This window comes from Curtobacterium pusillum, from assembly GCF_007680845.1.
In the GTDB taxonomy this organism is placed as follows: domain Bacteria; phylum Actinomycetota; class Actinomycetes; order Actinomycetales; family Microbacteriaceae; genus Curtobacterium; species Curtobacterium pusillum_B.
Window position 1 is genome coordinate 189,599 of sequence record NZ_VEIY01000004.1, and the last position, 21,831, is coordinate 211,429.

The 21,831-nt window shown below is 71.8% G+C and carries 22 protein-coding genes; 12 read left to right on the plus strand and 10 right to left on the minus strand.

The window, feature by feature from the left end; all coding sequences use genetic code 11:
- Nucleotides 1-18 precede the first annotated feature (18 nt).
- The 6 genes from FS825_RS11060 to FS825_RS11085 form a co-directional block, all read right to left on the minus strand.
- Nucleotides 19-1,893 carry a thioredoxin domain-containing protein gene (locus FS825_RS11060; protein ID WP_144712902.1) on the minus strand — a complete coding sequence of 625 codons (1,875 nt, stop codon included), beginning with the start codon at nt 1,891-1,893 and terminating at the stop codon, nt 19-21.
- Nucleotides 1,890-2,438 (minus strand): AAA family ATPase, encoded by a 549-nt coding sequence (locus FS825_RS11065; RefSeq protein WP_144712904.1) that lies wholly within the window; start codon nt 2,436-2,438, stop codon nt 1,890-1,892. The genes FS825_RS11060 and FS825_RS11065 overlap by 4 nt, the downstream gene beginning before the upstream one ends.
- Nucleotides 2,439-2,442: 4 nt before the next feature.
- The gene (locus tag FS825_RS11070; RefSeq protein WP_144712906.1) at nt 2,443-3,543 is read right to left on the minus strand and encodes an NAD-dependent epimerase/dehydratase family protein; all 1,101 of its coding nucleotides are present in this window, start codon (nt 3,541-3,543) and stop codon (nt 2,443-2,445) included.
- Between the two features lie 82 nt (nt 3,544-3,625).
- Complete coding sequence (locus FS825_RS11075) at nt 3,626-4,519, minus strand: sulfurtransferase (protein WP_144712908.1); 894 nt, start codon at nt 4,517-4,519, stop codon at nt 3,626-3,628.
- A 79-nt stretch (nt 4,520-4,598) separates the two neighbouring features.
- Entirely contained in the window at nt 4,599-5,156 is a 558-nt protein-coding gene (locus tag FS825_RS11080; RefSeq protein WP_260981133.1) for an MOSC domain-containing protein, read from the minus strand.
- Nucleotides 5,157-5,531: 375 nt separating this feature from the next.
- Entirely contained in the window at nt 5,532-7,073 is a 1,542-nt protein-coding gene (locus FS825_RS11085; RefSeq protein WP_144712912.1) for an MFS transporter, read from the minus strand.
- A 145-nt stretch (nt 7,074-7,218) separates the two neighbouring features.
- Here FS825_RS11085 and FS825_RS11090 point away from each other — a divergent pair, with 145 nt between their 5' ends.
- Entirely contained in the window at nt 7,219-7,866 is a 648-nt protein-coding gene (locus FS825_RS11090) for a TetR/AcrR family transcriptional regulator (RefSeq protein ID WP_186377196.1), read from the plus strand.
- Nucleotides 7,867-7,869: 3 nt separating this feature from the next.
- Here FS825_RS11090 and FS825_RS11095 read toward each other — a convergent pair whose 3' ends face one another.
- A complete protein-coding gene (locus tag FS825_RS11095) occupies nt 7,870-9,501 on the minus strand; it encodes a dolichyl-phosphate-mannose--protein mannosyltransferase (protein ID WP_144712920.1) in 1,632 nt (543 codons plus the stop codon).
- A 53-nt stretch (nt 9,502-9,554) separates the two neighbouring features.
- On the opposite strand from FS825_RS11095, the gene rsmI reads away from it, so the two are divergent.
- The 4 genes from rsmI (at nt 9,555) to rsmA (ending at nt 13,833) form a co-directional block, all read left to right on the plus strand.
- Complete coding sequence (gene rsmI / locus FS825_RS11100) at nt 9,555-10,376, plus strand: 16S rRNA (cytidine(1402)-2'-O)-methyltransferase (RefSeq protein WP_144712922.1); 822 nt, start codon at nt 9,555-9,557, stop codon at nt 10,374-10,376.
- 120 nt (nt 10,377-10,496) lie between these two features.
- Entirely contained in the window at nt 10,497-12,074 is a 1,578-nt protein-coding gene (gene metG / locus FS825_RS11105) for a methionine--tRNA ligase (RefSeq protein ID WP_144712924.1), read from the plus strand.
- Entirely contained in the window at nt 12,071-12,979 is a 909-nt protein-coding gene (locus FS825_RS11110; protein ID WP_144712926.1) for a TatD family hydrolase, read from the plus strand. Before metG ends, FS825_RS11110 begins: the two co-directional genes overlap by 4 nt.
- Before the next feature lie 2 nt (nt 12,980-12,981).
- Nucleotides 12,982-13,833 (plus strand): 16S rRNA (adenine(1518)-N(6)/adenine(1519)-N(6))-dimethyltransferase RsmA, encoded by an 852-nt coding sequence (gene rsmA, locus FS825_RS11115; RefSeq protein ID WP_144712928.1) that lies wholly within the window; start codon nt 12,982-12,984, stop codon nt 13,831-13,833.
- On the opposite strand, the gene FS825_RS11120 is transcribed toward rsmA, so the two are convergent.
- Together FS825_RS11120 and FS825_RS11125 are read right to left on the minus strand one after the other, a co-directional pair.
- Nucleotides 13,778-14,716: a pentapeptide repeat-containing protein gene (locus FS825_RS11120; RefSeq protein WP_144712930.1), complete on the minus strand. Its 939-nt coding sequence runs from the start codon at nt 14,714-14,716 to the stop codon at nt 13,778-13,780. The two genes, rsmA and FS825_RS11120, sit on opposite strands and share 56 nt — an antisense overlap.
- A gap of 16 nt (nt 14,717-14,732) precedes the next feature.
- Nucleotides 14,733-15,203 (minus strand): YbaK/EbsC family protein, encoded by a 471-nt coding sequence (locus FS825_RS11125; protein ID WP_144712932.1) that lies wholly within the window; start codon nt 15,201-15,203, stop codon nt 14,733-14,735.
- A 122-nt stretch (nt 15,204-15,325) separates the two neighbouring features.
- Between FS825_RS11125 and FS825_RS11130 the strand changes: the two genes are divergently transcribed.
- The 3 genes from FS825_RS11130 (at nt 15,326) to FS825_RS11140 (ending at nt 16,639) form a co-directional block, all read left to right on the plus strand.
- Nucleotides 15,326-15,523: a hypothetical protein gene (locus FS825_RS11130; protein WP_144712934.1), complete on the plus strand. Its 198-nt coding sequence runs from the start codon at nt 15,326-15,328 to the stop codon at nt 15,521-15,523.
- 4 nt (nt 15,524-15,527) lie between these two features.
- Nucleotides 15,528-16,130 carry a hypothetical protein gene (locus FS825_RS11135; RefSeq protein ID WP_144712936.1) on the plus strand — a complete coding sequence of 201 codons (603 nt, stop codon included), beginning with the start codon at nt 15,528-15,530 and terminating at the stop codon, nt 16,128-16,130.
- A 167-nt stretch (nt 16,131-16,297) separates the two neighbouring features.
- A complete protein-coding gene (locus FS825_RS11140; RefSeq protein WP_144712939.1) occupies nt 16,298-16,639 on the plus strand; it encodes a hypothetical protein in 342 nt (113 codons plus the stop codon).
- 19 nt (nt 16,640-16,658) lie between these two features.
- Here FS825_RS11140 and FS825_RS11145 read toward each other — a convergent pair whose 3' ends face one another.
- The gene (locus FS825_RS11145; RefSeq protein WP_260981134.1) at nt 16,659-17,450 is read right to left on the minus strand and encodes an SDR family oxidoreductase; all 792 of its coding nucleotides are present in this window, start codon (nt 17,448-17,450) and stop codon (nt 16,659-16,661) included.
- 54 nt (nt 17,451-17,504) lie between these two features.
- Between FS825_RS11145 and FS825_RS11150 the strand changes: the two genes are divergently transcribed.
- The 4 genes from FS825_RS11150 (at nt 17,505) to FS825_RS11165 (ending at nt 21,813) form a co-directional block, all read left to right on the plus strand.
- On the plus strand, nt 17,505-18,347 hold the full coding sequence (locus FS825_RS11150) for a helix-turn-helix transcriptional regulator (RefSeq protein ID WP_144712942.1): 843 nt from the start codon (nt 17,505-17,507) through the stop codon (nt 18,345-18,347).
- A gap of 52 nt (nt 18,348-18,399) precedes the next feature.
- Nucleotides 18,400-19,347 (plus strand): ATP-grasp domain-containing protein, encoded by a 948-nt coding sequence (locus FS825_RS11155; RefSeq protein ID WP_144712945.1) that lies wholly within the window; start codon nt 18,400-18,402, stop codon nt 19,345-19,347.
- A 91-nt stretch (nt 19,348-19,438) separates the two neighbouring features.
- Nucleotides 19,439-20,491, plus strand: a complete 1,053-nt coding sequence (locus FS825_RS11160; protein WP_144712948.1) for an LLM class flavin-dependent oxidoreductase — start codon at nt 19,439-19,441, stop codon at nt 20,489-20,491.
- Nucleotides 20,491-21,813 carry an O-acetylhomoserine aminocarboxypropyltransferase/cysteine synthase family protein gene (locus FS825_RS11165; RefSeq protein ID WP_144712950.1) on the plus strand — a complete coding sequence of 441 codons (1,323 nt, stop codon included), beginning with the start codon at nt 20,491-20,493 and terminating at the stop codon, nt 21,811-21,813. The genes FS825_RS11160 and FS825_RS11165 overlap by 1 nt, the downstream gene beginning before the upstream one ends.
- Nucleotides 21,814-21,831: the final 18 nt, after the last annotated feature.

Sequence of the window (21,831 nt, forward strand, 5' to 3'; positions counted from 1 at the left end):
CTTACAGGCCGCCGCAGTTCACTGCAGCTGCGCGACCAGGTCGGGCGCCGAGCGTGCGGGCAGCCCGCACACCCGGTCGTGGCAGACGTACCCGGCGGGGTCGAGCGCGTCGCGGGCCTCGAACAGCTCGAACCCGGCTGCCGTCCACGCGCTCGCCTGCTCCGGCGTGACGAGGGCGACGACCGTGCCGGGACGGCGGGCCGCGCGGGCCGCCGTCCGGAGCGGGTCGGACGGGTCCGAGGCGACGACGACGACCTCGCGCGACGGCCGCTGCAGAGCGAGCACGACGCCCAGGGCATCGGCGTGACCGAGGGGCCGTTCGGTCCCCGTGGTCGCCCGGTCCGCGACGCGTGCCGCTGCGGCGTCGCGGTACGACGACGAGCCGGTCAGCGCGGCGGTGATCGCGGCGGCCGAGGCGAGCGCCACCGTCCCCGACCGCATCGCCGTCTGTGGCTGTTCGCCCGTGGCCGTGCCGGCGGCGGCCAGCACCGGGTCGACGTCGAACCGCTCCGCCAGACCGTCGTCCACCAGTCCGCGCGCGGCCACCGCGTACGCGACCTCGCCCGTCGCGAGCGCGAGCTCGAGCAGCCCCTCGGCGAGGAGCCCGACGTCCTCGATCGTCGACGGCGCGGCCGAGGCCCCACGCGGGGTGCTCGACCGGACGGCGACGTGGCCGTCCCGCACGTGCGTGGCGAGCAGCGCGTCGGCGGCACCCCGGGCGAGGTCGAGCATCTCGTCGTCGCCGTGCCGGACCCCGGCGATCGCCAGGCCACGGATCGCCAGACCGTTCCACCCGGTCAGCACCTGGTCGTCGAGCGGCGGCGGGTCGAGCCGTGCACGCGCATCGAGCGGCAGTCGGTACCACTCGCCCTCCACCCGCTTGCCGTCGATCGTCGACTCACTGTCCTGCGCGGCGACGAACGCGCCGTCGTCCCGCCGGAGGGTGTCGCGGAGGAAGTCGGCGATGCCCCGCGACTGCTCCGCACCCGCGATGGCCAACAGGCCCGCGTTGTCGTAGAGCATCCGTTCGTAGTGCGGCACCGACCAGTCCCGCTTCGTCGCGTACCGGAAGACCCCACCGTCGGCGTCGGTCAGTTCGGAGGCGCGGATCGCGTGCAGGGTCCGGTCGAGGAGGCCGGCGGCGTCGCCGTGGCCTTCGTCGCCGTCGCCGTCGCCGTCGCCGTCACCGGCGCCGTCGTCCGCGGCGACGTCCGCGAGGAACTCGAGCAGCGGCGCGCTCGGGAACTTCGGCGCGCCGCCGAAACCGCCGTACGTGGTGTCCTCGGCCTCGGCGAGCTGTCGGGTGACAGCCCGGATGTCGTCGACGGACGGGAGGCGCGGCTCGGCCCCGGCGGACACCTCGCCCAAGCGGGTGGCCGCGTCCGCCTCGGCACCCTGCCGGATCGCCGTGGCGATCGCACTCGCGTTCGCGTCGACCTCGTGCCGACGCTGGGTCCAGGCGTCGGTGACCGCCGCGAGGATCTGCCGGAACGCCGGCACCTGCCCCACCGGCGTCGGCGGGAAGTACGTCCCCGCGAAGAACACGTGGCCGTCCGGGGTCGTGAACGTCGTCAGGGGCCAGCCGAGCTGCTGGGTGAACGCGCTCGCTGCGGCCATCAGGCTGGCGTCCACGTCCGGGCGTTCTTCACGGTCGACCTTCACGGCGACGAAGTCGCGGCGGAGCAGGTCGCCGATCTCCGGGTCGGCGAAGCTCTCGCGGGCCATGACGTGGCACCAGTGACACGTGGCGTAGCCGACCGAGACGAGGACCGGCACGTTCCGCTCGCGTGCCTCGGCGAAGGCCTCGGGTCCCCATTCCCGCCAGTCGACCGGGTTGTCGGCGTGCAGGCGGAGGTACGGGCTGACGGAGGTGCCGAGCCGGTTGTCGTTCATGCTCCCAGGGTGCTCCTTCCCGTGACCCACCCCGTCAGCATCGCGAGCCGATGCGCCACGTCGGCCGGGGCCATGGTGTCCGTGTCCACCCGGGTGACCGTGTCCGCGGTGGCCGAGTCGAGCCTCCTGGCCGTCCGTGCGCTGTGTGCGACCTGCGCGTCCGGGGGCACGCCGCCCGCGCGCCGGGTGAGCCGCTCGGCCGTCACGGCGTCGCCGGCGCGGAGGAGCACCACGGTGACGACCGGATGGTCGCCCATCGCCGCGGCGAGGTGCTCGTGCTCGAGCACCGACACTGTGTTCGTGAAGATCAATCGGTGGTGGCCGAGCTCGCGGTACCCGGCCCACATCGCGGCGAGGTTCCGCTCGGCCAGGTGCGCCTCCGGGTGCTCGACGTGCGGGGCCGGGTGCGCGAGGTCGAGCAGGTCGCCCTCGATCACCGCGTGCCGGACGTCGGCGCCCACCAGCAGGTCGTGCAGCGCCTCGGCCGCGGTGGACTTCCCGACGCCGGAGCGACCCCCGATGAAGAGGACCTCGGAGCGGGGCACGGCGTCAGTCCAGGCCGAGCGAGAGGAGCGCGAGGGCCGCGTCCTCGGGGCCGTAGTCGAACAAGCGGTCCCAGAACGGGTCGCTCGCCCACGGCACGTCGCTGCCCGCCGGGACGGCGTGCGCGGTCTCGACGAGCCAGTCGAGCTCGGGGACGACCGCGGTCGCGAAGGCCGGCGGCTGCCAGCCGAGCGCACGTGCCGCCGTCGTGTCGAGGACGAAGGGCGACGGGGACGACCACGGGGTGGTCCCGACGAAGGCGGGGGCGTCCGCGTCGAGCAGGACCTCGTCGAAGCGGTGGTCGAGGTGGCCGGCGATGGTGCGGACGATCTCGAGCGCGGACGGCGCGGTCTCGTCGGCGACGTTGAGGATGCGCCGGTCCGGTGCGCCGGCGGCGAGCCGGACGAGCGACGCGATGCCGCTCGCGGCGGTCGTGTGGTCGACGCCGCGGCCCTGGTCGGCGAGGAGGATGCGCTCCCGGCCGTCGAGGGCACGGCGGACGACGAACCACTCCCGCGGCCGACCGATCCCGACGCCGTACACCTTCGACGGACGCAGCACGGTGACCGGTGCGCCGTGGTCGAGCAGGACCTGCTCGGCGGCGACCTTCGCGGCGCCGTACCCGTCGCGGCTGGTCGGGTCGCCGTCGCCCGCCGTCACGGTCGGCTGCAGTTCGGAGACCGGGCCGCCGAACACGGGCTTGTCGACGGAGTTGGCGTGTCGTCCCTGCTCGTCGGCGTAGACCGCCTTCGAGGAGACGAACACGGTCGACCCGACGTCGTCGAGGAACGGGCGGAGCTGGAGGGCGTCGTCGCGGGTGAGGCCGACGGCGTCGACGAGGAGGTCGGCGCCGGGGCGGAGGAGTTCGCGGAGGACCGAGGTGTCGCGACGGTCGCCGGGGACGAACGTCGCGCCGGCTGCGATGAGGGAGTCGGCGACCGGGCCGCCACGTCGGGCGACGACGTCGACCTGCCAGTCGTCGCTGCTCCGGCCGGAGGTGCCGGTGCGGCCGGTGGTGCCGCCTCCGGAGGCGTCGAGGAGGTCACGCGCGATGGCGGAACCGATCCCGCCGGTACCGCCGAGGACGACCGCGCGTCTGGTGCTCATGCGTCAACGCTAGTCGTGGCGGGACTCGTCGCCGCACGGTCCGCGGCCGTCCCGCGGTCCGCGGCCGTCCCGCGGTCCGGGGTCAGGACGCGACGGACTCGGGCTCGCGGCGCCACCAGTCGGCGAGGGACCCGTCGTACACGGTGACCTTCTCGTGACCGAGCACCGTGAGTGCGAGCGCATCGGCGCACGCAGCACTGCCGACGCCGCAGTACGTGACGATCTCGTCGGCGTCGAGGACCGAGGCGAACGCCTGCCGCAGGGCCGCCCCGCGGAGGTAGGCATTCGTCTCCGGGTCGAGGATCGCGTCCACGGCGATGGTGGTGCTGCCCGGGACGATCGGCGGGTGCTCGGTGCCGAGCGCGGACTGCGGCGCCGCGAACACCAGGGACGCGGGCTGCTCGCCCGTGACGGCGCGGAGGACGCGGTCGTGGTCCGCCCAGAGCGGCCGTTCCTCGCCCGCGAGGAAGGTCGCGGTGGCTGCTGCTGCCGCTGCCCCTGTCGCCGTCGGGGTGGTGGACGTCTGCTTGGGCCGGAGGGCGCCGACGCGCACCGGTCGTCCCTCGTCCCGCCACTTCGTGAAGCCCCCGTCGAGCACCGCGACCGAGTCGAACCCGAACGAGCGGAAGATCCACCACAGTCGGGCCGACCACTCGCCGAGACCGTCGTCGTAGACCACGACCGTGGACTCGCTCGTCACGCCGAGCTCGCGGGCGGCGGCCTCGAACCGCTCGGCGGCGGGACGGGTGAACGGCACGGCGGCGTCCGGGGTGGAGAACGCCTCGACCAGGTCGGCGTAGCGGGCGCCCGGGACGTGACCGCGCTGCTCGTACGAGTCCCGCGCGGTCTGCCACATCGTCTCGAGTCCGGCCCCCACCGTGTGCACGGAAGCATCGAGCACGACGAGCTCGTCAGCACCGAGGTGGTCTGCGAGCCACTGCGTCGACACGAGCGGCGAGGTCAGGACGGGGGCCATGCCGCACACGGTAACCGGCACCCCTGACGGATGCGAGGGAATCCGACACACTGCGCAACCGGCACCCTTCGCCTGCGCGTCACACCGGGCGGAGCGGTTCCTGGACCTCGGGCAGTTCGACCCGGATGCGGTCGCCCGGGCGGACGGCACCGCCGGCGAGCACGACCGCCATCACGCCGCCCTTCCGCTCGACGGACCCGTCCTCGGCGCGCCCGAGCACCGCACGGAGCAGCCCGGGCTCGAAGTCGTTGATCTGTTGGCACGGGTTCCGCAGCCCGGTGACCCGGACCTTCGCGTCGTCGCCGAGGTGCAGGACGGTGTCCGTCGGGAGCCCGAGCAGGTCGACCCCGCGGGTCGTGACGTTCTCGCCCATCTGCCCCGGAGCGACCGCGAACCCGTCCTCGGCGACCTCGTCGAAGACCTCGGCGTGCAGCAGGTGCACCTGCCGGAGGTTCGGCTGTGAGGGGTCCCGGGCGACCCGCGACCGGTGTTGGACGGTCGTGCCGGCGTGCGCGTCGCCCTCGATGCCCCAGCCTTCGACGAGGACGACCTCGTCGACGGTCGGTTTGCTGAAGTGGTGCCCCGGGTCGCGGCTCACGGAGACGACGACGGCGTGGTCTTCCTCGGTGGTGGTCACGAGTCGATCCTCGCGCATGGCGGGTCGGTCGCGCGAGTGGGTGGCGCGGGACGCCGGGCTTGGGCCGGGTGAGGGCGGCGGTGGGGTCGGCGGTTGGGGGCGGCTGTGGCGCGTGCGCTGTGGTGCGACACCCCCGTTGTCGTACGACGTCGACCTTGTCGCAACACTCGCTCGGGGTCGCGCGCGGCCGGGACGGGCGACATCCCCGTTGTCGTACGACATCGACCTTGTCGCGCCGACTCCGCGCCCGCGCCCGCCGCCGCGCCCGCCGCCGTACCCCGCGCACCGCCGCGGCCGCACCACCCGACCCCGCACGCACGACGGCCCGCCCCGGAGAACCGGGACGGGCCGTCGAGCGTGCGCGCAGCGCGTGCGTCAGTGCGCGGCGGTCGGGATGCTCCCCGTCACCGCTGCGCTGGCGTGCGCGAGCTTGTCCAACCGCACCTTCTGGCGGTTGATGAGGAGCCCACCGGCGAGGGCGACCAGCACGAGCACGCCCGCCGAGATGCCGAACGCCACGTGGTACCCGTCGAGGACCGCCTGTGCCTGCTGCAGCTTCGTCGGCGCTGCGTTCAGCCCCGAGAGGCTGTCCTTCACGACGTCCGCGAAGATCGTCGACAGGAGCGCGGTGCCGATGGAGCCACCGATCTGCTGCATGGTGTTCACGGTCGCCGAGGCCACGCCGGCGTCGGCCCGGGCGACCCCGGTCGTCGCGGTGTTCATCGCGGACGAGAAGATCGTCCCCATGCCGAGGCCGATGACGATCAGCGCCGGCAGGACCGTGCCGGCGTAGGAGCTGTCCAGGTCGGTGCGGAGGAGCAGCAGCAGCCCGATCGACGCCACGAGACCACCGGCGAAGATGAGCACCTTCGGGCCGACGCGGGGGAGCAGGCGTCCACCGATCTGCGTCGCCGAGATCATGATCGACAGCGGCATCGGGAGGAACGCGAGGCCCGTCTGCAGCGAGCTGAACCCGAGGGTCTGTTCGAGGTAGTAGGTCAGGAACAGGAAGATGCCGAACATGCCGATCGCGACGAGGCCGATCGCGACGAACGAGCCGCCACGGTCGCGGTCGAGGACGACGCGCAGGGGGAGCAGCGGGTGGGGGACCCGAGTCTCGATGAACACGAACGCGGCGATGAGCACGACGCCGGCGGCGAGCATGACGATCGTCAGCGGGGCGTCCCAGCCGTTGGTCTCGGCGTTGGAGAAGCCGTAGACGACACCGACCAGACCGGCCGTGATGGTGACGACGCCGGCGACGTCGATGCGCGGACGCTCGACCTTCGGCGGCTTCGCCATGAACACGAGGGCGCCGATGACACCGAGGACCGCGAACACGACGTTCACGTAGAGGCACCAGCGCCACGAGGCGTACTCGGTGAGGACACCGCCGAGCAGCAGGCCGATCGCCGCGCCGGAGCCCGCGATCGACCCGAAGATGCCGAACGCGCGACCGCGTTCCTTCGGGTCGCGGAACGTCGTGGTCAGCATGCCGAGGGCGGACGGCGCGAGGAGCGCACCGAAGACGCCCTGCAGCGCACGCGCGGCCACCAGCAGGCCGAACGAGTCCGCGAGGCCACCGAGGACCGACGCGACCGCGAAGCCGACGAGCCCGATGATGAAGGTGTTCTTGCGGCCGAACAGGTCGCCGAGGCGTCCGCCGAGCAGCAGGAGCGACCCGAACGCGAGCGAGTACGCGGTGACGATCCACTGGCGCTGGTCGGTGCCGAACCCGAGGTCCGTCTGGGCCGAGGGCAGGGCGATGTTGACGATGGTGGCGTCGAGCACGACCATCAGCTGCGCCAGGGCAATGACCGCCAGGGCGATCCAGCGGTGGTTGGTCTTGTCGGGCGTCGAGCGGGGAGTCGTGGGGGCCGACCCGGTGGGGGTCGGCACGGTCTGTTCTGCCGTCACGGCAGCCTCCTTCGTTCAGAGGGGAGGGGAAGTGGGAAGGTCTCGATCGAGAACCGGATGCACGGCATCCGTTTGTGACCAGTGTAGACCGAAACGGAAGGTCCGCATCCACTTATTCCCAGAAAGTTCAACTACGGTGAGTCACGTGAGCACCACCGACGTCGAGCGTCCGTTGCGCGCCGACGCGGCACGCAACCGTGAACTGATCCTGCAGACCGCGCGGAAGTGCTTCGCCGAACGCGGGCTCTCGGTCACCCTCAACGACATCGCCCACGAAGCCGGGGTCGGCGTCGGCACGGTCTACCGTCGCTTCGCCGACAAGGACTCCCTGATCGAGGCCCTGCTCGCCACCAAGTTCGAGGCGATGAACGACGCAGCCGCCCGGGCCGGCGACGAAGCCGACCCGCGCGAAGCCCTCCGCGTCTACCTGATGGGCGTGTTCGAGTTCCGCGCACGGGATCGCGCCCTCGCGGACGCCATCGTCCGCGCGGGCAAGGCGCGGCCGTCGATCGTCCAGGAACGCGACCGGCTCGAAGACCAGGTGAGCACGATCATCCGCCGCGCGAAGGACGCCGGGGTGGTGCGCCAGGGCTTCGACTACCGCGACCTCCCGATGCTGACGACGATGCTCGGTGCCGTCGCCGACGCCACCCGCGGCCACGACCCGGACGCCTGGCGCCGCTACGCCGAGGTCCTCATCGACGGCGTGATGCCGGGTACGACCGAAGCGCCGATGCTCGGCGAGCCGCTGGACCGCGAGACGATCGAACGCGCGCTCCACGCCCAGTCCTAGCGACTAGAGCCAGCTCGGCACCCAGTAGTGGGACCGGATGAAGTCCCACGGCATCTGCATGCCCGTCCACATCGGGTACCAGTACGCCGACGCGAGCACCACGACCCCGAGGTAGACGCCGACCCACACGATCGCCCGGGTCCGGCGTGGTCGTGGATCCCCTCGTGACCCGAGCACCAGCCCGATCGCAGCGGCGAGTGCCATCACCATGAAGGGCTCGAAGGCGATCGTGTAGAACTGGAACACGGTGCGGTTCACGTAGAGCAACCACGGCAGGTACCCGGCCGCGACGCCCATCAGGACGAGCCCGTACTCCCACCGACGGCGCAGGATCCAGAGCACGAGGAGCGCCACGGTCGCGACGACCGCGGCGTACCAGATGAACGGGTTCGCGATCCCCGTGATCGCCTCACCGCAGCGGGTCGCCGTGCAGCCGTCCTGCCCGGCGTTCGTGCCGACGTAGTACATGGACGTCGGGCGCTGCATGAGGAGCCACAGCAGCGGGTTCGCCTGGTAGGAGTGCGGCGTGTGCAGGCCGATGTTGAAGCCGTAGATCTCGGACTGGTAGTGCCACCAGTCCTGCACGCTGTCGGGCACCCACGACAGGACGCCGGTCCAGCGGATCCCGCCCGAGGCGAGCCAGTTCCGGTCCCAGCCGTCCTTCGACACGAACCACCCGGTCCACGACGCCAGGTAGGTGACCGCGGCGACCGGCACCGTCAGCAGGAACGACACCGGTCCCTGCTGCAGCCAGGCGCTCGACGACCAGAACTCGATGCCGGCGCGCTTCCGGAGCACCATGTCGCTCAGCACGGAGTACACGGCGAAGAACGCCAGGAAGTACATGCCCGACCACTTCGTCGCGGTCGCGAGGCCGAGCGCCAGGCCCATCGCCAGCAGCCACGGACGCCACCAGAACACCGGCCCCCAGAGTGTGTCCCGTCCGGCCGCGGTCCGGCGGGCGACCCACGCGTCCAGTCGGCGGGAAGTCCACCGTCGGTCGAGCAGCAGTGCTCCGAACCCGAGCACGACGAAGAAGGTCAGGATCCCGTCGAGCAGCGTCACGCGGGAGAGCACGATCGCCTGGCCGTCGACCGCCAGCAGGAAGCCCGCGAGCGTGCCGACGAGGGTCGAGCGGAACAGCGACCGGGCGATGACGGCGGTCAGGAACACCGTCGCGATGCCGAGCACGGCGACCGCGAAGCGCCACCCGAACGAGTCGTCCGCCCCGAACAGGAGCATCCCGAGCCCGATCAGGTACTTGCCGAGCGGCGGGTGCGCGATGAACTCGGCCGCACTCGTGTAGATGTCGGTCTGCCCGTCGGCGAACCGCTCGTCCGTCGTCGGCAGGGAGTCGTCGTTCGGGTTCGACGGCCACGTGCCCTCGTACCCGAGGTGCACGATCGACCAGCCGTCCTTGACGTAGTACGTCTCGTCGAACACCAGCGAGTGGGGGTGGCCGAGGCCGACCAGTCGCAGCACGGCCGCGAGCACCGTGACCGCGATGGGGCCCGCCCAGCGCCAGGCCGCGACCCGCCACGAGACCGAGAGGACACGGCCCCACCAGTCGTCGAGACGGGAGCCGACCGGCCCGTCGGGGACGGCGGTACGGTCGTCGGTCAGCTCGCTGGTCATCGCGCACATCCTACGGATGCGGCCGATGGGCGTGCTGCGACGACAATGGGGTGGTGATCGTCCTCGCAGCAACGCCCATCGGCAACCTCGGCGATGCCTCGCGGCGCCTCGTCGAGACCCTCTCGAACGCGACGGTGGTGGCGGCCGAGGACACCCGCACCGCCATCCACCTCATGCGCGCGCTCGGGATCGAGAACCGTCCGCGGCTCATCGCGCTGCACGAGCACAACGAGCGCGCCAAGGCGTCCGAGGTCGTCGAGCTCGCCCGGGACGAGGACGTCGTGGTGCTGACCGACGCCGGCATGCCCGCGATCAGCGACCCGGGCTTCCCGCTCGTCGAGGCAGCGGCAGCAGCGGGTGTCACCGTCACGGCGCTGCCCGGTCCGTCGGCGGTGCTCATGGCGCTCGCCGTGTCCGGGCTCCCGACCGACCGGTTCACGTTCGAAGGGTTCCCCACCCGCAAGGCGGGGGAGCGCCGCCGGCTGTTTTCCTCGCTCGCGGGCGAGCAACGGACGATGGTCTTCTTCGAGTCGCCGCACCGGCTGGCGGACACCCTCGGCGACATGGCCGCGGGGTTCGGTGGCGACCGGCGCGCTGCCGTCTGCCGCGAACTGACGAAGCTCTACGAGGAGGTCCGGCGCGGGCCGCTCGACGAGCTCGTCACGTGGGCGGCGGACGGTGTGAAGGGCGAGATCTGCATCGTGGTCGAGGGGGCCCAGGCGCAGCAGGGCGCGGCCACGATCGAGGACGGCGTGCGGCTCGTGCTCGAACGGGTGGCTGCCGGTTCCCGCATGAAGGAGGCGGCCGCGGCCGTCGCGGACGCGACGGGGCTGTCGAAACGCGACCTGTACGAAGGTGCGCTGGCGGCGCGGTAGGCGCTCGCGTCTCCGGTCTGGAGGCGCGGATCGAGCCTGCACCGCGCCTCCCGTCCGGTTCTCCACAGGTGGCGCGCGGGGCGCGTCATGCGGCCTCCGCCCGCCCGTAGGATGGTGCGCATGTCCGACGGGTCCTCGTTCAGCATCACCACGCCGATCTTCTACGTGAACGACGTGCCCCACATCGGGCACGCCTACACGGAGGTCGCCGCGGACGTCCTCGCGCGCTGGCACCGTCAGCGTGGCGACGACACCTGGCTGCTCACCGGCACCGACGAGCACGGGCAGAAGATCCTGCGGACCGCCAGCGCGAACGAGGTCACGCCGAAGGAGTGGGCCGACCGTCTCGTGACCGACGCGTGGAAGCCGCTCCTCGACACCGTCGACGTCGCCAACGACGACTTCATCCGCACCACCGACGAACGGCACGAACGCGGCGTGACGGCGTTCCTGCAGAAGCTCTACGACGACGGCTACATCTACGCGGGCGAGTTCGAGGGTTTCTACTGCGTGGGGTGCGAGGAGTACAAGCAGCCGGGTGACCTCGTCCCCGGCACCGGCGCGTACGAGGGCCAGCAGGTCTGTGCGATCCACTCGATCCCCGTCGAGGTCCTGTCCGAGCGCAACTACTTCTTCCGGATGTCCGACTTCGAGCAGCGGCTGCTCGACCTGTACGAGTCGAACCCGGAGTTCATCCAGCCCGAGAGCGTCCGCAACGAGATCATCTCGTTCGTGAAGCAGGGGCTGCGGGACCTGTCGATCTCGCGGTCGAGCTTCGACTGGGGCATCACGATCCCGTGGGACAGCGACCACGTGCTGTACGTGTGGTTCGACGCCCTCCTCAACTACATCACCGCGCTCGGCTACGGCAGCGACGACGACGAAGCCTTCCAGCGGCTCTGGCCGAGCGTGCACATCGTCGGCAAGGACATCGCCCGGTTCCACGCGGTGATCTGGCCGGCGATGCTCATGGCCGCCGGGCTCCCGGTCCCGAAGCGCGTGTTCGGCCACGGCTGGCTGCTGGTCGGCGGCGAGAAGATGTCGAAGTCGAAGCTGACCGGCATCGCCCCGTCCGAGATCACCGACACGTTCGGCTCCGACGCCTTCCGCTACTACTTCCTCCGTGCGATCACCTTCGGGCAGGACGGCAACTTCAGCTGGGAAGACATCTCCGCGCGGTACCAGGCGGAACTCGCGAACGGGTTCGGCAACCTGGCGTCGCGCCTCATCGCCATGCTGCACAAGTACTTCGACGGCGCCGTGCCGTCGCGGGGTGCGCTGGCCGCGTCCGACGAGGCGATCGACGCGCTCGCCGTCGCCGTGACCGAGCGTGCGGACGCGGCCATCGCCGCCTTCGCCCCGCACGAGGCGATCGCGACCGTGTGGGAGCTCGTCGACGCGCTGAACGGGTACATCACCGAGCAGCAGCCGTGGGCCCTCGCGAAGGACGACGCCCAGCGCGAGCGCCTCGGCACCGTGCTCGCCACCGCGCTGCGCGGGCTCGGGACCGTCGCCGTGCTGCTCTCGCCAGTCACGCCGAAGGCCACCGAGAAGCTCTGGGCGTCGATCGGTGCCGGCGGTTCGATCGCCGAGCAGCGCGTCGACCGTGCTTGGGAGTGGCAGGGCGCCGACACCGTCGTGCCGCTCGAGTCCGGCTTGTTCCCGCGCATCGAACAGACGGAGCAGGGCGCAGCGTGACCGACGCCCACCTCCGCTCCCGCGGCGACGGAGACGGCTCCAAGCGGGACCTGACCTACCCGCCGTTGCCCGAGGCGCTCGTCGTCCCGGTCTACGACAACCACACCCACATGGAGATCGCCGACGGCGGCGACGGGGCCCTCGACTACCGGGAGCACCTCGGCCGGGCCTCGAGCGTCGGCGTGCGCGGGGTCGTGCAGGTCGGCACCGACCTCGCGACCTCCGAGTGGTCGGCGGCGATCGCGGCCCGAGAACCCCGGGTCCTCGCTGCCGTGGCACTCCACCCGAACGAAGCGCCGTCGCTGCAGGAGCAGGGGCTGCTCGACGAGCACCTCGCCGGGATCGACCGGCTGGCGGCGCTCCCGCGTGTCCGGGCGATCGGCGAGACCGGGCTCGACTTCTTCCGCACCGGCGAGGGCGGCCGCGATGCCCAGATCCGTTCGTTCGAGGAGCACATCCGGATCGCCAAGGAGCACGACCTCGCGCTCACGATCCACGACCGGGACGCCCACGACGCCGTGATCGAGGTCCTCGACCGCGTCGGCGCTCCCGAGAAGACCGTCTTCCACTGCTTCTCCGGCGGTCCGGAGCTCGCGAAGACCTGTGCCGACCGCGGGTGGTACATGTCCTTCGCCGGCACCGTGACGTTCAAGAACGCCGAGTCGCTGCGCGAAGCCCTGCTCGTCGCGCCGCGGCACCTCATCATGGTCGAGACGGACGCGCCGTTCCTCACGCCGACGCCGTACCGCGGTCGGCCGAACGCGCCGTACCTCATCCCGCTGACGCTGCGGTCGATGGCAGACACCATCGGGACCGACGCCTCGATGCTCGCGGCGCAGATCGCCTCGAACACCGAGCTCGTCTACGGCGCGTGGGACGCCGAGCCCGTCACGGTGGACGGGTAGTCGTGGCCTCGCTCCTCGGGCCGGCGGAGATCCGGGACCTCGCTGCGCAGCTCGACGTCACGCCGACCAAGAAGCTCGGGCAGAACTTCGTGCACGACGCCAACACCGTGCGGCGGATCGTGGCGTCGGGGAAGGTGACCGCCGAGTCCAAGGTGCTCGAGATCGGGCCGGGGCTCGGATCGCTCACGCTGGGGCTCACCGAGACCGGCGCCTCCGTCACCGCGGTCGAGATCGACGGTCGGCTGGCCGCTCGTCTCCCGGACACGGTCGCGGCCATGCAGCCGGATGCCCGACTCCGGGTCGTGCACCAGGACGCCCTCACGATCGCGGCGTCCGACCTGCCGGAAGCCCCGACCCACGTCGTCGCCAACCTGCCGTACAACGTGTCCGTGCCCGTCCTGCTGCACCTGCTCGCGACCTTCCCGTCGATCGAGCGAGCGCTCGTGATGGTGCAGGCCGAGGTCGGGTACCGCATCGCTGCCGCGCCGGGCAGCAAGGTCTACGGCGCCCCGAGCGTCAAGGCCGCCTGGTACGGCTCGTGGTCGATCGCCGGTCAGGTCAGCCGGCAGGTCTTCTGGCCGGTGCCGAACGTCGACAGCGTGCTCGTGGGCTTCGACAGCCACGAGCCCCCTGGTGACGAAGCGCTCCGGGCGCAGGTGTTCGCGCTCGTCGACGGTGCGTTCCAGCAGCGCCGGAAGATGCTGCGGCAGAGCCTGTCCGGGGTGCTCGGCAGCAGTGCTCGTGCATCGGAACTGCTCACCGCGGGCGGGGTCGACCCGACGGCTCGTGGTGAGATGCTCAGCGCCGACGACTTCGTGCGGCTCGGCCGGACGGTCCTCGCCGCGGCGGAGTAGACCCGGTCGTCCCGGTCCCGGCGTTCCAGTGCGCCGGACGGCGGAACCCGACGGGGAGCACCGTGCCGGCGTCCCCGCGAGCGCTGTTGACCTGCATCTGCGTGAGGAACACCGCGCCGCCGAGGTCCGCGCCACCGAGGTCCGCGTCCCGCAGGTCGACCCCGAGGAGATCGCACCGGTCGAGTCGCGCGCCACGGAGGTCCGCGGCGATGGCGGTGCTCCCGCGGAGGGTCGCGCCGCGCAGGTCCGCACCGCGGAGGTCGGCACCGACGAGGTCGCTGCCCGGACCCGGACGGGCGCCGGACCCCGAGCGGCTGGCCGTGCCCGCGCGGTTTCCGGCAGGGGCACCACGGACGATCTCGCTCGCTTCGAGGAGGAGCGGCCGCGCGCGGTCGTACTCCGCGTCCACGTCCACCGCCGCGAGTTCCTCGGGTGACCCGTCGCTCAGCGCCAGGACCCGCTCGAACGCCGCGACCCAGGGGCCGTCGTCGGCCCGCCCGTGCACGAGGGTGATCGCCTCGTCGAGGTACCGGAGGAGTTCGTGCAGTCGCCGGACCACCGGGAACGTCGCGAACATCGCGCGCTGGGTCGCCGCGTCGTCCCGCCAGGAGCGCCCCGCGAACGTGTGCCGGGACACCTTCTGCCCGGCACCCGAGCAGTCGAACACCGTGCAGCCGGCGAACCCGCGCTCGCGGAGGTGCGGGTGGATCCGGCATCCGTCCGTCTCGTCGAGGTTGGTGCAGGGGTCGCCGGCGGCCTTGTCGAACGGGAAGTCCGCGGACTTCGCGAACGCCAGCGCCACGCAGCACAGCCCGAAGCAGTTCGCGCAGTCCGCGCCGAGGTCCGCTCGTCGTCCGAGTTCGACGCGGGTCCGTGTCGGCATCAGCGCCCGTCCACCATCAGTGCTCGTTGACCCGGACGACGGTCCCGCCGGTCAGGGTCAGCAACTGGTCGAAGGTCAGCGGCAGCACGCTGTTCGCGGTCCCCGCAGCCGACCACACGACGTCGTACTCGCGGAGCGCTTCGTCGACCACGGTCCGGATCGGCGCCGGGTGACCAACGGGGGAGACGCCCCCGATCGGCTGCCCCGTGACCTCGCGGACCTGCTTCGCCGTGGCCATGGCGAGGACCTCGACGCCGAGCTGTGCGGCGAGGAGGTCGGTGTCGACCCGGTGCCGTCCCGAGGTCATCGCGAGGAGGGACTCCCCGTCGGCGAGGAACAGCAGGCTGCTCGCGATCGCGCCCGGTTCGGTGCCGAGGGCTGCTGCGGCATCGGCGGCGGTGTGCGTCGATGCGGGCAGTTCGCGGGCGGTGCTGTCGATGCCGGCTTCGGCGACGATGCGCTGGACGGTGGCGAGTCGGTCGTTCATCGGTCCCATCCTCCCCGCATTGCCGCGACGGCGCGACCGTCGACGCTCGGACGCCGTGCATACGACATGTTCGCGGTTCTGTGCTCGGACTCCGTAGCGTTCCTCCCGACCGAAGGAGCAGCATGAACAGCATTCACCGCCCAGCCGACCACGCGGGCATGTTCGTCCCCCGCACGCTCACGCGGGCCGAGATCGAGGCGGGCCGCACCCGGCCGATCGGCAGTCCTGAGGAACGTGCCGAGCGGGTCCGTGGGATCCTCCGTGCATCGACCTTCAGCGTCGCCCCGCGGATCGACAGCGCATCGCAGCGGGGGTTGTGACGGCGTGGGCTCCATCGAGTCCGATCCGATCGGGGCTGGTCCTGCCCGGACCCCCTACCGGGTGTTCCCCACCGAGGGCGTGACGAGGATGCCGAAGGCCGTCGTCATCGAACGGAGCTTCGTCCTTGCTGCGTTGGAAGGGGCGGTGCCCGGACACGATGCGGCCGCGGCCTTCCTGGAACGGATGGTCGCTGCGGAGACAACGCTCTTCTTCAACGACGTCCTCGAGCTCCAGCTCCAGGATGATGCTTTCGACCTCGCGGAACGAGAAGTCGGGGTGCCGGGGGCCCGTTCCGGAACCACCGTGTCGGAGTTGGCGCGGTCGATGCTGGCACGGTGGCAATCGTTGATCTCATCGGCAGACGCCGTCTACGTCGAACTCGCACCCCTGCTCGAGGACGTCCTGTACTACAGAGAGCGGTTCGGCCTCCCGGCGCTCGATTCGGTGCAGGCGGCGATGGTGATGGCCTCGGGAGCGGACGGGATCGCCACGGTCGACCGGAACTTCGGCGCGGTCGATCCGTCCCTCTTGCCGATCTTCACGCCGCAGTCGTTCGTGCAGAGCACCCGCGACACACGCAGCGCATCCGGCTGGCCGATGCGCTGACCGGGGGAACGGCGCGGGTGCCACGCCCCGGCACGCCCTAGGCTCGGGCACCATGCGCCGCCCCGGATCCAGCCCGCTCGCCCTCCTGCTGGCAGCCGTGCCAGTCCTCGGCGGCGCGGTCGTGGTCGCCCTGTCGATCCGGGCCGCCCTCGCGCACCCGGACGACGATGCCGCCTGGGTCCGGATCGTGCTCGGGCGCCGCACTGGTCGCCTGGGGCGTGGCGTTCCTCGCACTCGGACGCCACCCCGACCCCGAGTCCGGGGTCGAACCGGACCCGGACCGTGCCCCGGACGACGACCGCGCGCCGCGGCACATGTCGGTCCTCGTCTCGGTGATCGTCGGGACCGGCGTCTACGCCGTCCTCCGCTCCTGGGAGTGGACCGTCGTCGGCGCCCTGGTCGTGACAGCCATCGCCAGCGGCCTGCCGGTCCTGAACCGGTCCCTCGACCGGGTGATCGCCCGGCGGGAGCACGGAGCGGGCCCCGACCGGACGACCACCGCCGGGTGACCGCGGCCCGCGTCGCGGGTCAGTGCCGACGGGCCGCCAGCATCTCGATGAGCTCCTGCTGCTTCCCGTCCCGCTCCGACCACCGGAGCGGCAGGACGTTCTGCACGAGGATCTCCGGTGCAGCACCGGACTGCAGCAGCGAGACAACCTCGGACAGGAAGTCGTCGAGCGGCATGCCCCCGAAGTCGACGCCCTCGCCCATCAGGTCCGTGGCGACCGCCGGCGGGACGAGCTCCAGCACCGACACCGACGAGTCGGTCAGCTGCTGCCGGAGCGACTGCGTGTACGAGTGCACGGCGGCCTTCGTCGCGCTGTACGTCGGGGTCGCGGCGAGCGGCGTGTAGGCGAGGCCGGACGACACGGTGATGATCGTCGACGCCGGACGGCCGAGCAGGTGCGGCAGGAACGCGTCGACCAGGCGGATGGTGCCGAGGAGGTTGGTCTCGATGGTCGCGACGGCGTCGGTGAGGTGTTCCGACGACCGGAGGTCCTCGGCGCGCATGATGCCCGACATCGTGATGAGCGTGTCGAGGGCCGGGTACGACTCGACGACCGACGCCGCCGCTGCCGTGATCGACGCCGGGTCGGTCACGTCGAGCTCGACGGTGCCGAAGCCGTGCTCGGCGTGCAGCGAGTCGAGGAGTGCACGGCGTCGGCCGCCGATGACGACGGTGCTGCCCGCGGCCTGCAGGCGCTGGGCGAGACCGAGGCCGATGCCCGAGGTCGCGCCGGGGATGAAGACGGTGGAGTTCGTGATGTCCATGCCGACCACGATGCCGCGACCGGAGGGGGCCATCCAGAGGCCGCTCATCGGGGGAGCGGCGGTCCCTGGCTCCAGCGCCCGCCGCGGTGCACCATGAAGACCATGGACCGTCCCGCGCTCGCCGACTTCCTCCGCCGTCGCCGGGAACAGCTGCGCCCCGAGGACGTCGGACTCGGTTCAGGACAGCGCCGACGCACCCCGGGTCTCCGCCGCGAGGAGGTCGCAGCACTCGCGGGCATGTCCGCCGACTACTACACGCGCCTCGAGCAGCAGCGTGGACCGCAGCCGTCAGAGCAGATGGTCGCGGCGATCGCCCGGGCGCTCCGTTGCTCCCTCGACGAGCGCGACCACCTCTTCCGCCTGGCAGGGCACAACGCTCCCGCACGCGTGCACCGGTCCGACCACGTCGACCCGGCGATCCTCCGCGTGCTCGACCGGCTCGAGGACACGCCCGCGATCGTGGTGAACGACCTGGGCGAGACCCTCGTCGAGAACCGTCTCGGGGCGGCGTTGCTCGGCACCACGACGGGCCTGCCGGGGAACGAGCGCTACCAGCCCTGGCGGTGGTTCATGACGGACGCCGAGCGCGCGAAGTACGCCCCTGAGCAGCACGACCGACTCGCCCGGGCGCAGGTCGCGTCGCTCCGCGCCGCCGTCGGCGCAGCGGGTCCGAACGACCGCCGGGCCGCCGAACTCATCGCCGACCTGGAGGCGCACAGCGCCGAGTTCCGCGCGCTGTGGTCCCTGCACGAGGTCGGCACGCGGTGGGAGGACCACAAGACGTTCGTGCACCAGGAGCTCGGTCGCATCACCGTGGACTGCCAGGTGCTCCACACGTCGAGCCAGACGCAGTCGCTGCTGCTCTTCACCGCCCCGCCCGGCAGCGAGGACGCGCAGAAGCTCGAACTCCTCGGCGTCGTCGGCCAGCAGGTGTTCAGCGAGTAAGCCCGCGTCACACACTTGGCCCCGCCCAGCAGGACCTGCCTAGGGTGGCGATGTGAGCACTCCGCGCGTGTACGTCATCCACGAGAACCCCGAGTGGTTCCCGCCGCTCGCCGCCGCCTTCGAGGCCGAAGGCGTCCCCGTCGAGGAGATCCTCCTCACCGAGGGCCAGATCGACCTCGGCGCCGACCCCGCTCCGGGCGTGTACTGGTCCCGCATGTCGGCCAGTTCGCACACCCGCGGCCACGAGCACAGCAAGGAGTACACCCGCGCAGTCCTCGGCTGGCTCGAGCGTGCCGGCCGGCAGGTCGTCGGCGGCAGCCACGTGCTCGAGCTCGAGGTGTCGAAGGTCGCCCAGCACGGGCTGCTCCGGGCCGCCGGGTTCGACGTGCCCCGGACGACGGCGGTGTTCGGCACGACGACGCTCAAGCAGGCGGCCCACGACTTCACGGCCGGCCAGGACGTGCCGTTCATCACGAAGCACAACCAGGGCGGCAAGGGCCTCGGGGTCCGCCGGTTCGACTCGCTCGCCGAGTTCGACGCGTACGTCGACAGCCCGGAGTTCGAGGAGCCCGTCGACGGCATCACCCTGCTGCAGGAGTACCTCACCGCGCGCGAACCGTTCATCACCCGGGCCGAGTTCGTCGGCGGCGAGTTCGTCTACGCCGTCCGCGTCGACACGAGCGCCGGGAGCTTCGAGCTCTGCCCGGCTGACGTGTGCGAGATCCCCGGGACGGAGCCGTTCAGCGTCCGGACCGAGGTCACCGCCGAGCACCCGCTGGTGCAGCAGCTGCGCACCTTCCTCGCTGACCAGCGCATCCAGATCGCGGGCGTCGAGTTCATGGAGACCGCGGACGGCCGCACGGTCGTGTACGACATCAACACGAACACGAACTACAACCCCGCCGTCGAGGAAGCCGCACCGGCCTCCGGGCCGCGCTCCATCGCCCGCTACCTCGGTGGCCTGCTGGACCGCGCCTACGCGGCGCAGGCCACGGCCTGAGAACACCACGATCCACCGGACTGGAGGCGCGGTGCGGGCCCGCCCCGCGCCTCCAGTCCGTCACTCCCCACCTCCCCAAGGAACACACCCCGTGCGATTCGGATACTGGACCCCGCTCTTCGGCGGCTGGCTGCGCAACGTCGACAACGAGCACATGCCGGTCACCTTCGACTACGTGAAGCGCCTGGCGCAGCGCGCCGAGCGCATCGGCTTCGACCTGACGCTCGTGCCGGAGCTCAACCTCAACGACATCAAGGGCACGGCGGCGCCGTCCCTCGAGGCGTGGGCGCTCGCGGCGGCGATCGCGGCGACGACCGAGCGGCTCGAGATCATGGCGGCGATGCGCCCGGGCTACCACCTGCCGGCGGTGACCGCGAAGCAGGCGGCGACGATCGACGACATCTCCGGCGGCCGGTTCACCTTCAACGTGGTGAGTGCATGGTGGGCCGAGGAGGCGAAGCAGTACGGCGGGATCTTCTCGGAGCACGACGACCGGTACAAGCGCACGGCGGAGTTCGTCGAGGTCATGAAGGGGATGTGGCGGGAGACGCCGTACTCGTTCACGGGCGAGTACTACGACGTCCAGAACGCCCACCTCGAGCCGAAGCCCCGCGTCACGCCGCGGATCTACGCCGGCGGTGAGAGCGAGGCCGGCAAGGCGGCCATCACGGGCTACGCGGACGCCTACGTCACCCACGGCGGGACGGTGGACGAGCTCCGGACGAAGATCGCCGAGATGCGCCAGCGCCGGGTCGACGCCGGTCTGCCGCCGTTCGAGGCGTTCGGCATGGCCGCGTACGTGATCGTCCGGGAGACCGAGGAGGAGGCGCAGGCCGAGCTCGCCCGGATCACCGACGTGCAGCACGGCAAGGCGTACGAGTCGTACCAGGACTTCATCTCGAAGTCGCAGCTCGAGCACGTGCCCTCGCTGGAGGACTACTCGGTGTCGAACCGTGGCCTCCGCCCCGGGTTCGTGGGGACGCCGGAGCAGGTGGCGGCGCGGATCCGCGAATTCGAGGACGCCGGGGTCGACACGCTGCTCCTGCAGTTCTCGCCGCAGCTGGAGGAGATGGAACGGTTCGGCGAGCGGGTCATCCCGCTGGTCCGGCCGTCCGTGGTCGTGCCGTCCGAGGCAGCCGTCTGATGGGGGCGGACTCGACCTCGTCGGCCGAGGAGGGCTGGGCGTTCGAGACCCGGCAGATCCGCGCGGGCTTCTCGGCGGACCCGGGCTTCGGCGCGAACGTGCCGCCGATCGCCCAGTCCGCCGCGTTCGTGTACCCGTCCGGTGAGGACGCCGCCGCCCGGTTCATGCTCGACGCCCCGGGCCACACGTACTCGCGGGTGAACAACCCGTCTGCGGCCGCGCTCGAACGGCGGATCGCGGACCTCGAGGGCGGGGTCGGTGCGCTCGCGCTCGCCTCCGGGCAGGCAGCGACCACGCTCGCCGTCCTCGGTGTCGCTCGCGCTGGCGACCACGTGGTGTCGAGCGCGTCGCTCTACGGTGCGACGTACACGCTGTTCGCGTCGACCCTGCGCGACCTCGGGATCGCGTTCACCTTCGTGCAGGACCCGACGGACCTCGACGAGTGGGCGTCGGCCGTCCGCCCGGAGACCAAGGCGTTCTTCGGCGAGTCGATCCCGAACCCGCGCGGCGACGTCCTCGACTTCGCCGTGGTGGCCGGGGTCGCGCACGAGGCCGGGGTGCCCCTCATCGTCGACAACACCATCGCGACGCCGTGGCTCGTCCGGCCGATCGAGCACGGTGCGGACATCGTCGTGCACTCGGCGACGAAGTACCTCGCCGGGCACGGCAGTGCGATCGCCGGGCTCATCGTCGACAGCGGCAACTTCGACTGGGCCGCGCACGCGTCGAAGTTCCCCCAGCTCGCCACCGCGGAGCAGTCCGGGTTCGCCGGGACGGACTTCGCCGCGAAGTTCGGGCGCCGCGCGTTCATCCAGCGCACCCGGTCGAAGCTGTCCGCGGACCTCGGGCCCGCGATCGCGCCGTTCACCGCGTTCCTCGTGCTGCAGGGCATCCAGACGCTCTCGCTCCGGATGGAGCGGCACGTGTCCAACGCCGGCGCCGTCGCCCGGTGGCTGGACGACCACGAGCAGGTGCTCGGCGTGCACTACGCCGGGCTGCCCTCCTCGCCGTGGCACGCGCTCGCCCAGCGGTACGTGCCGGCTGGGCCGTCCGCTGTGCTGGCGTTCGACCTCGAGGGGGGAGTGGAGGCCGGACGTCGGTTCGTCGGTGCGCTCGAGCTCTTCGACCACGTCTCGAACATCGGCGACGTCCGGTCGCTCGTCGTGCACCCGGCGTCGACGACCCACGTGCAGATGACCTCGGCGGAGCGGGCGGCCGCGGGCGTGGGGGACGGGCTGATCCGGCTGTCGATCGGCCTCGAGCACGTCGACGACATCCTCGCCGACCTGGCGCGGGGGTTCCGGGCGGCCGCGGCGGCCTGACCGCGCGGGGCGCTGCGG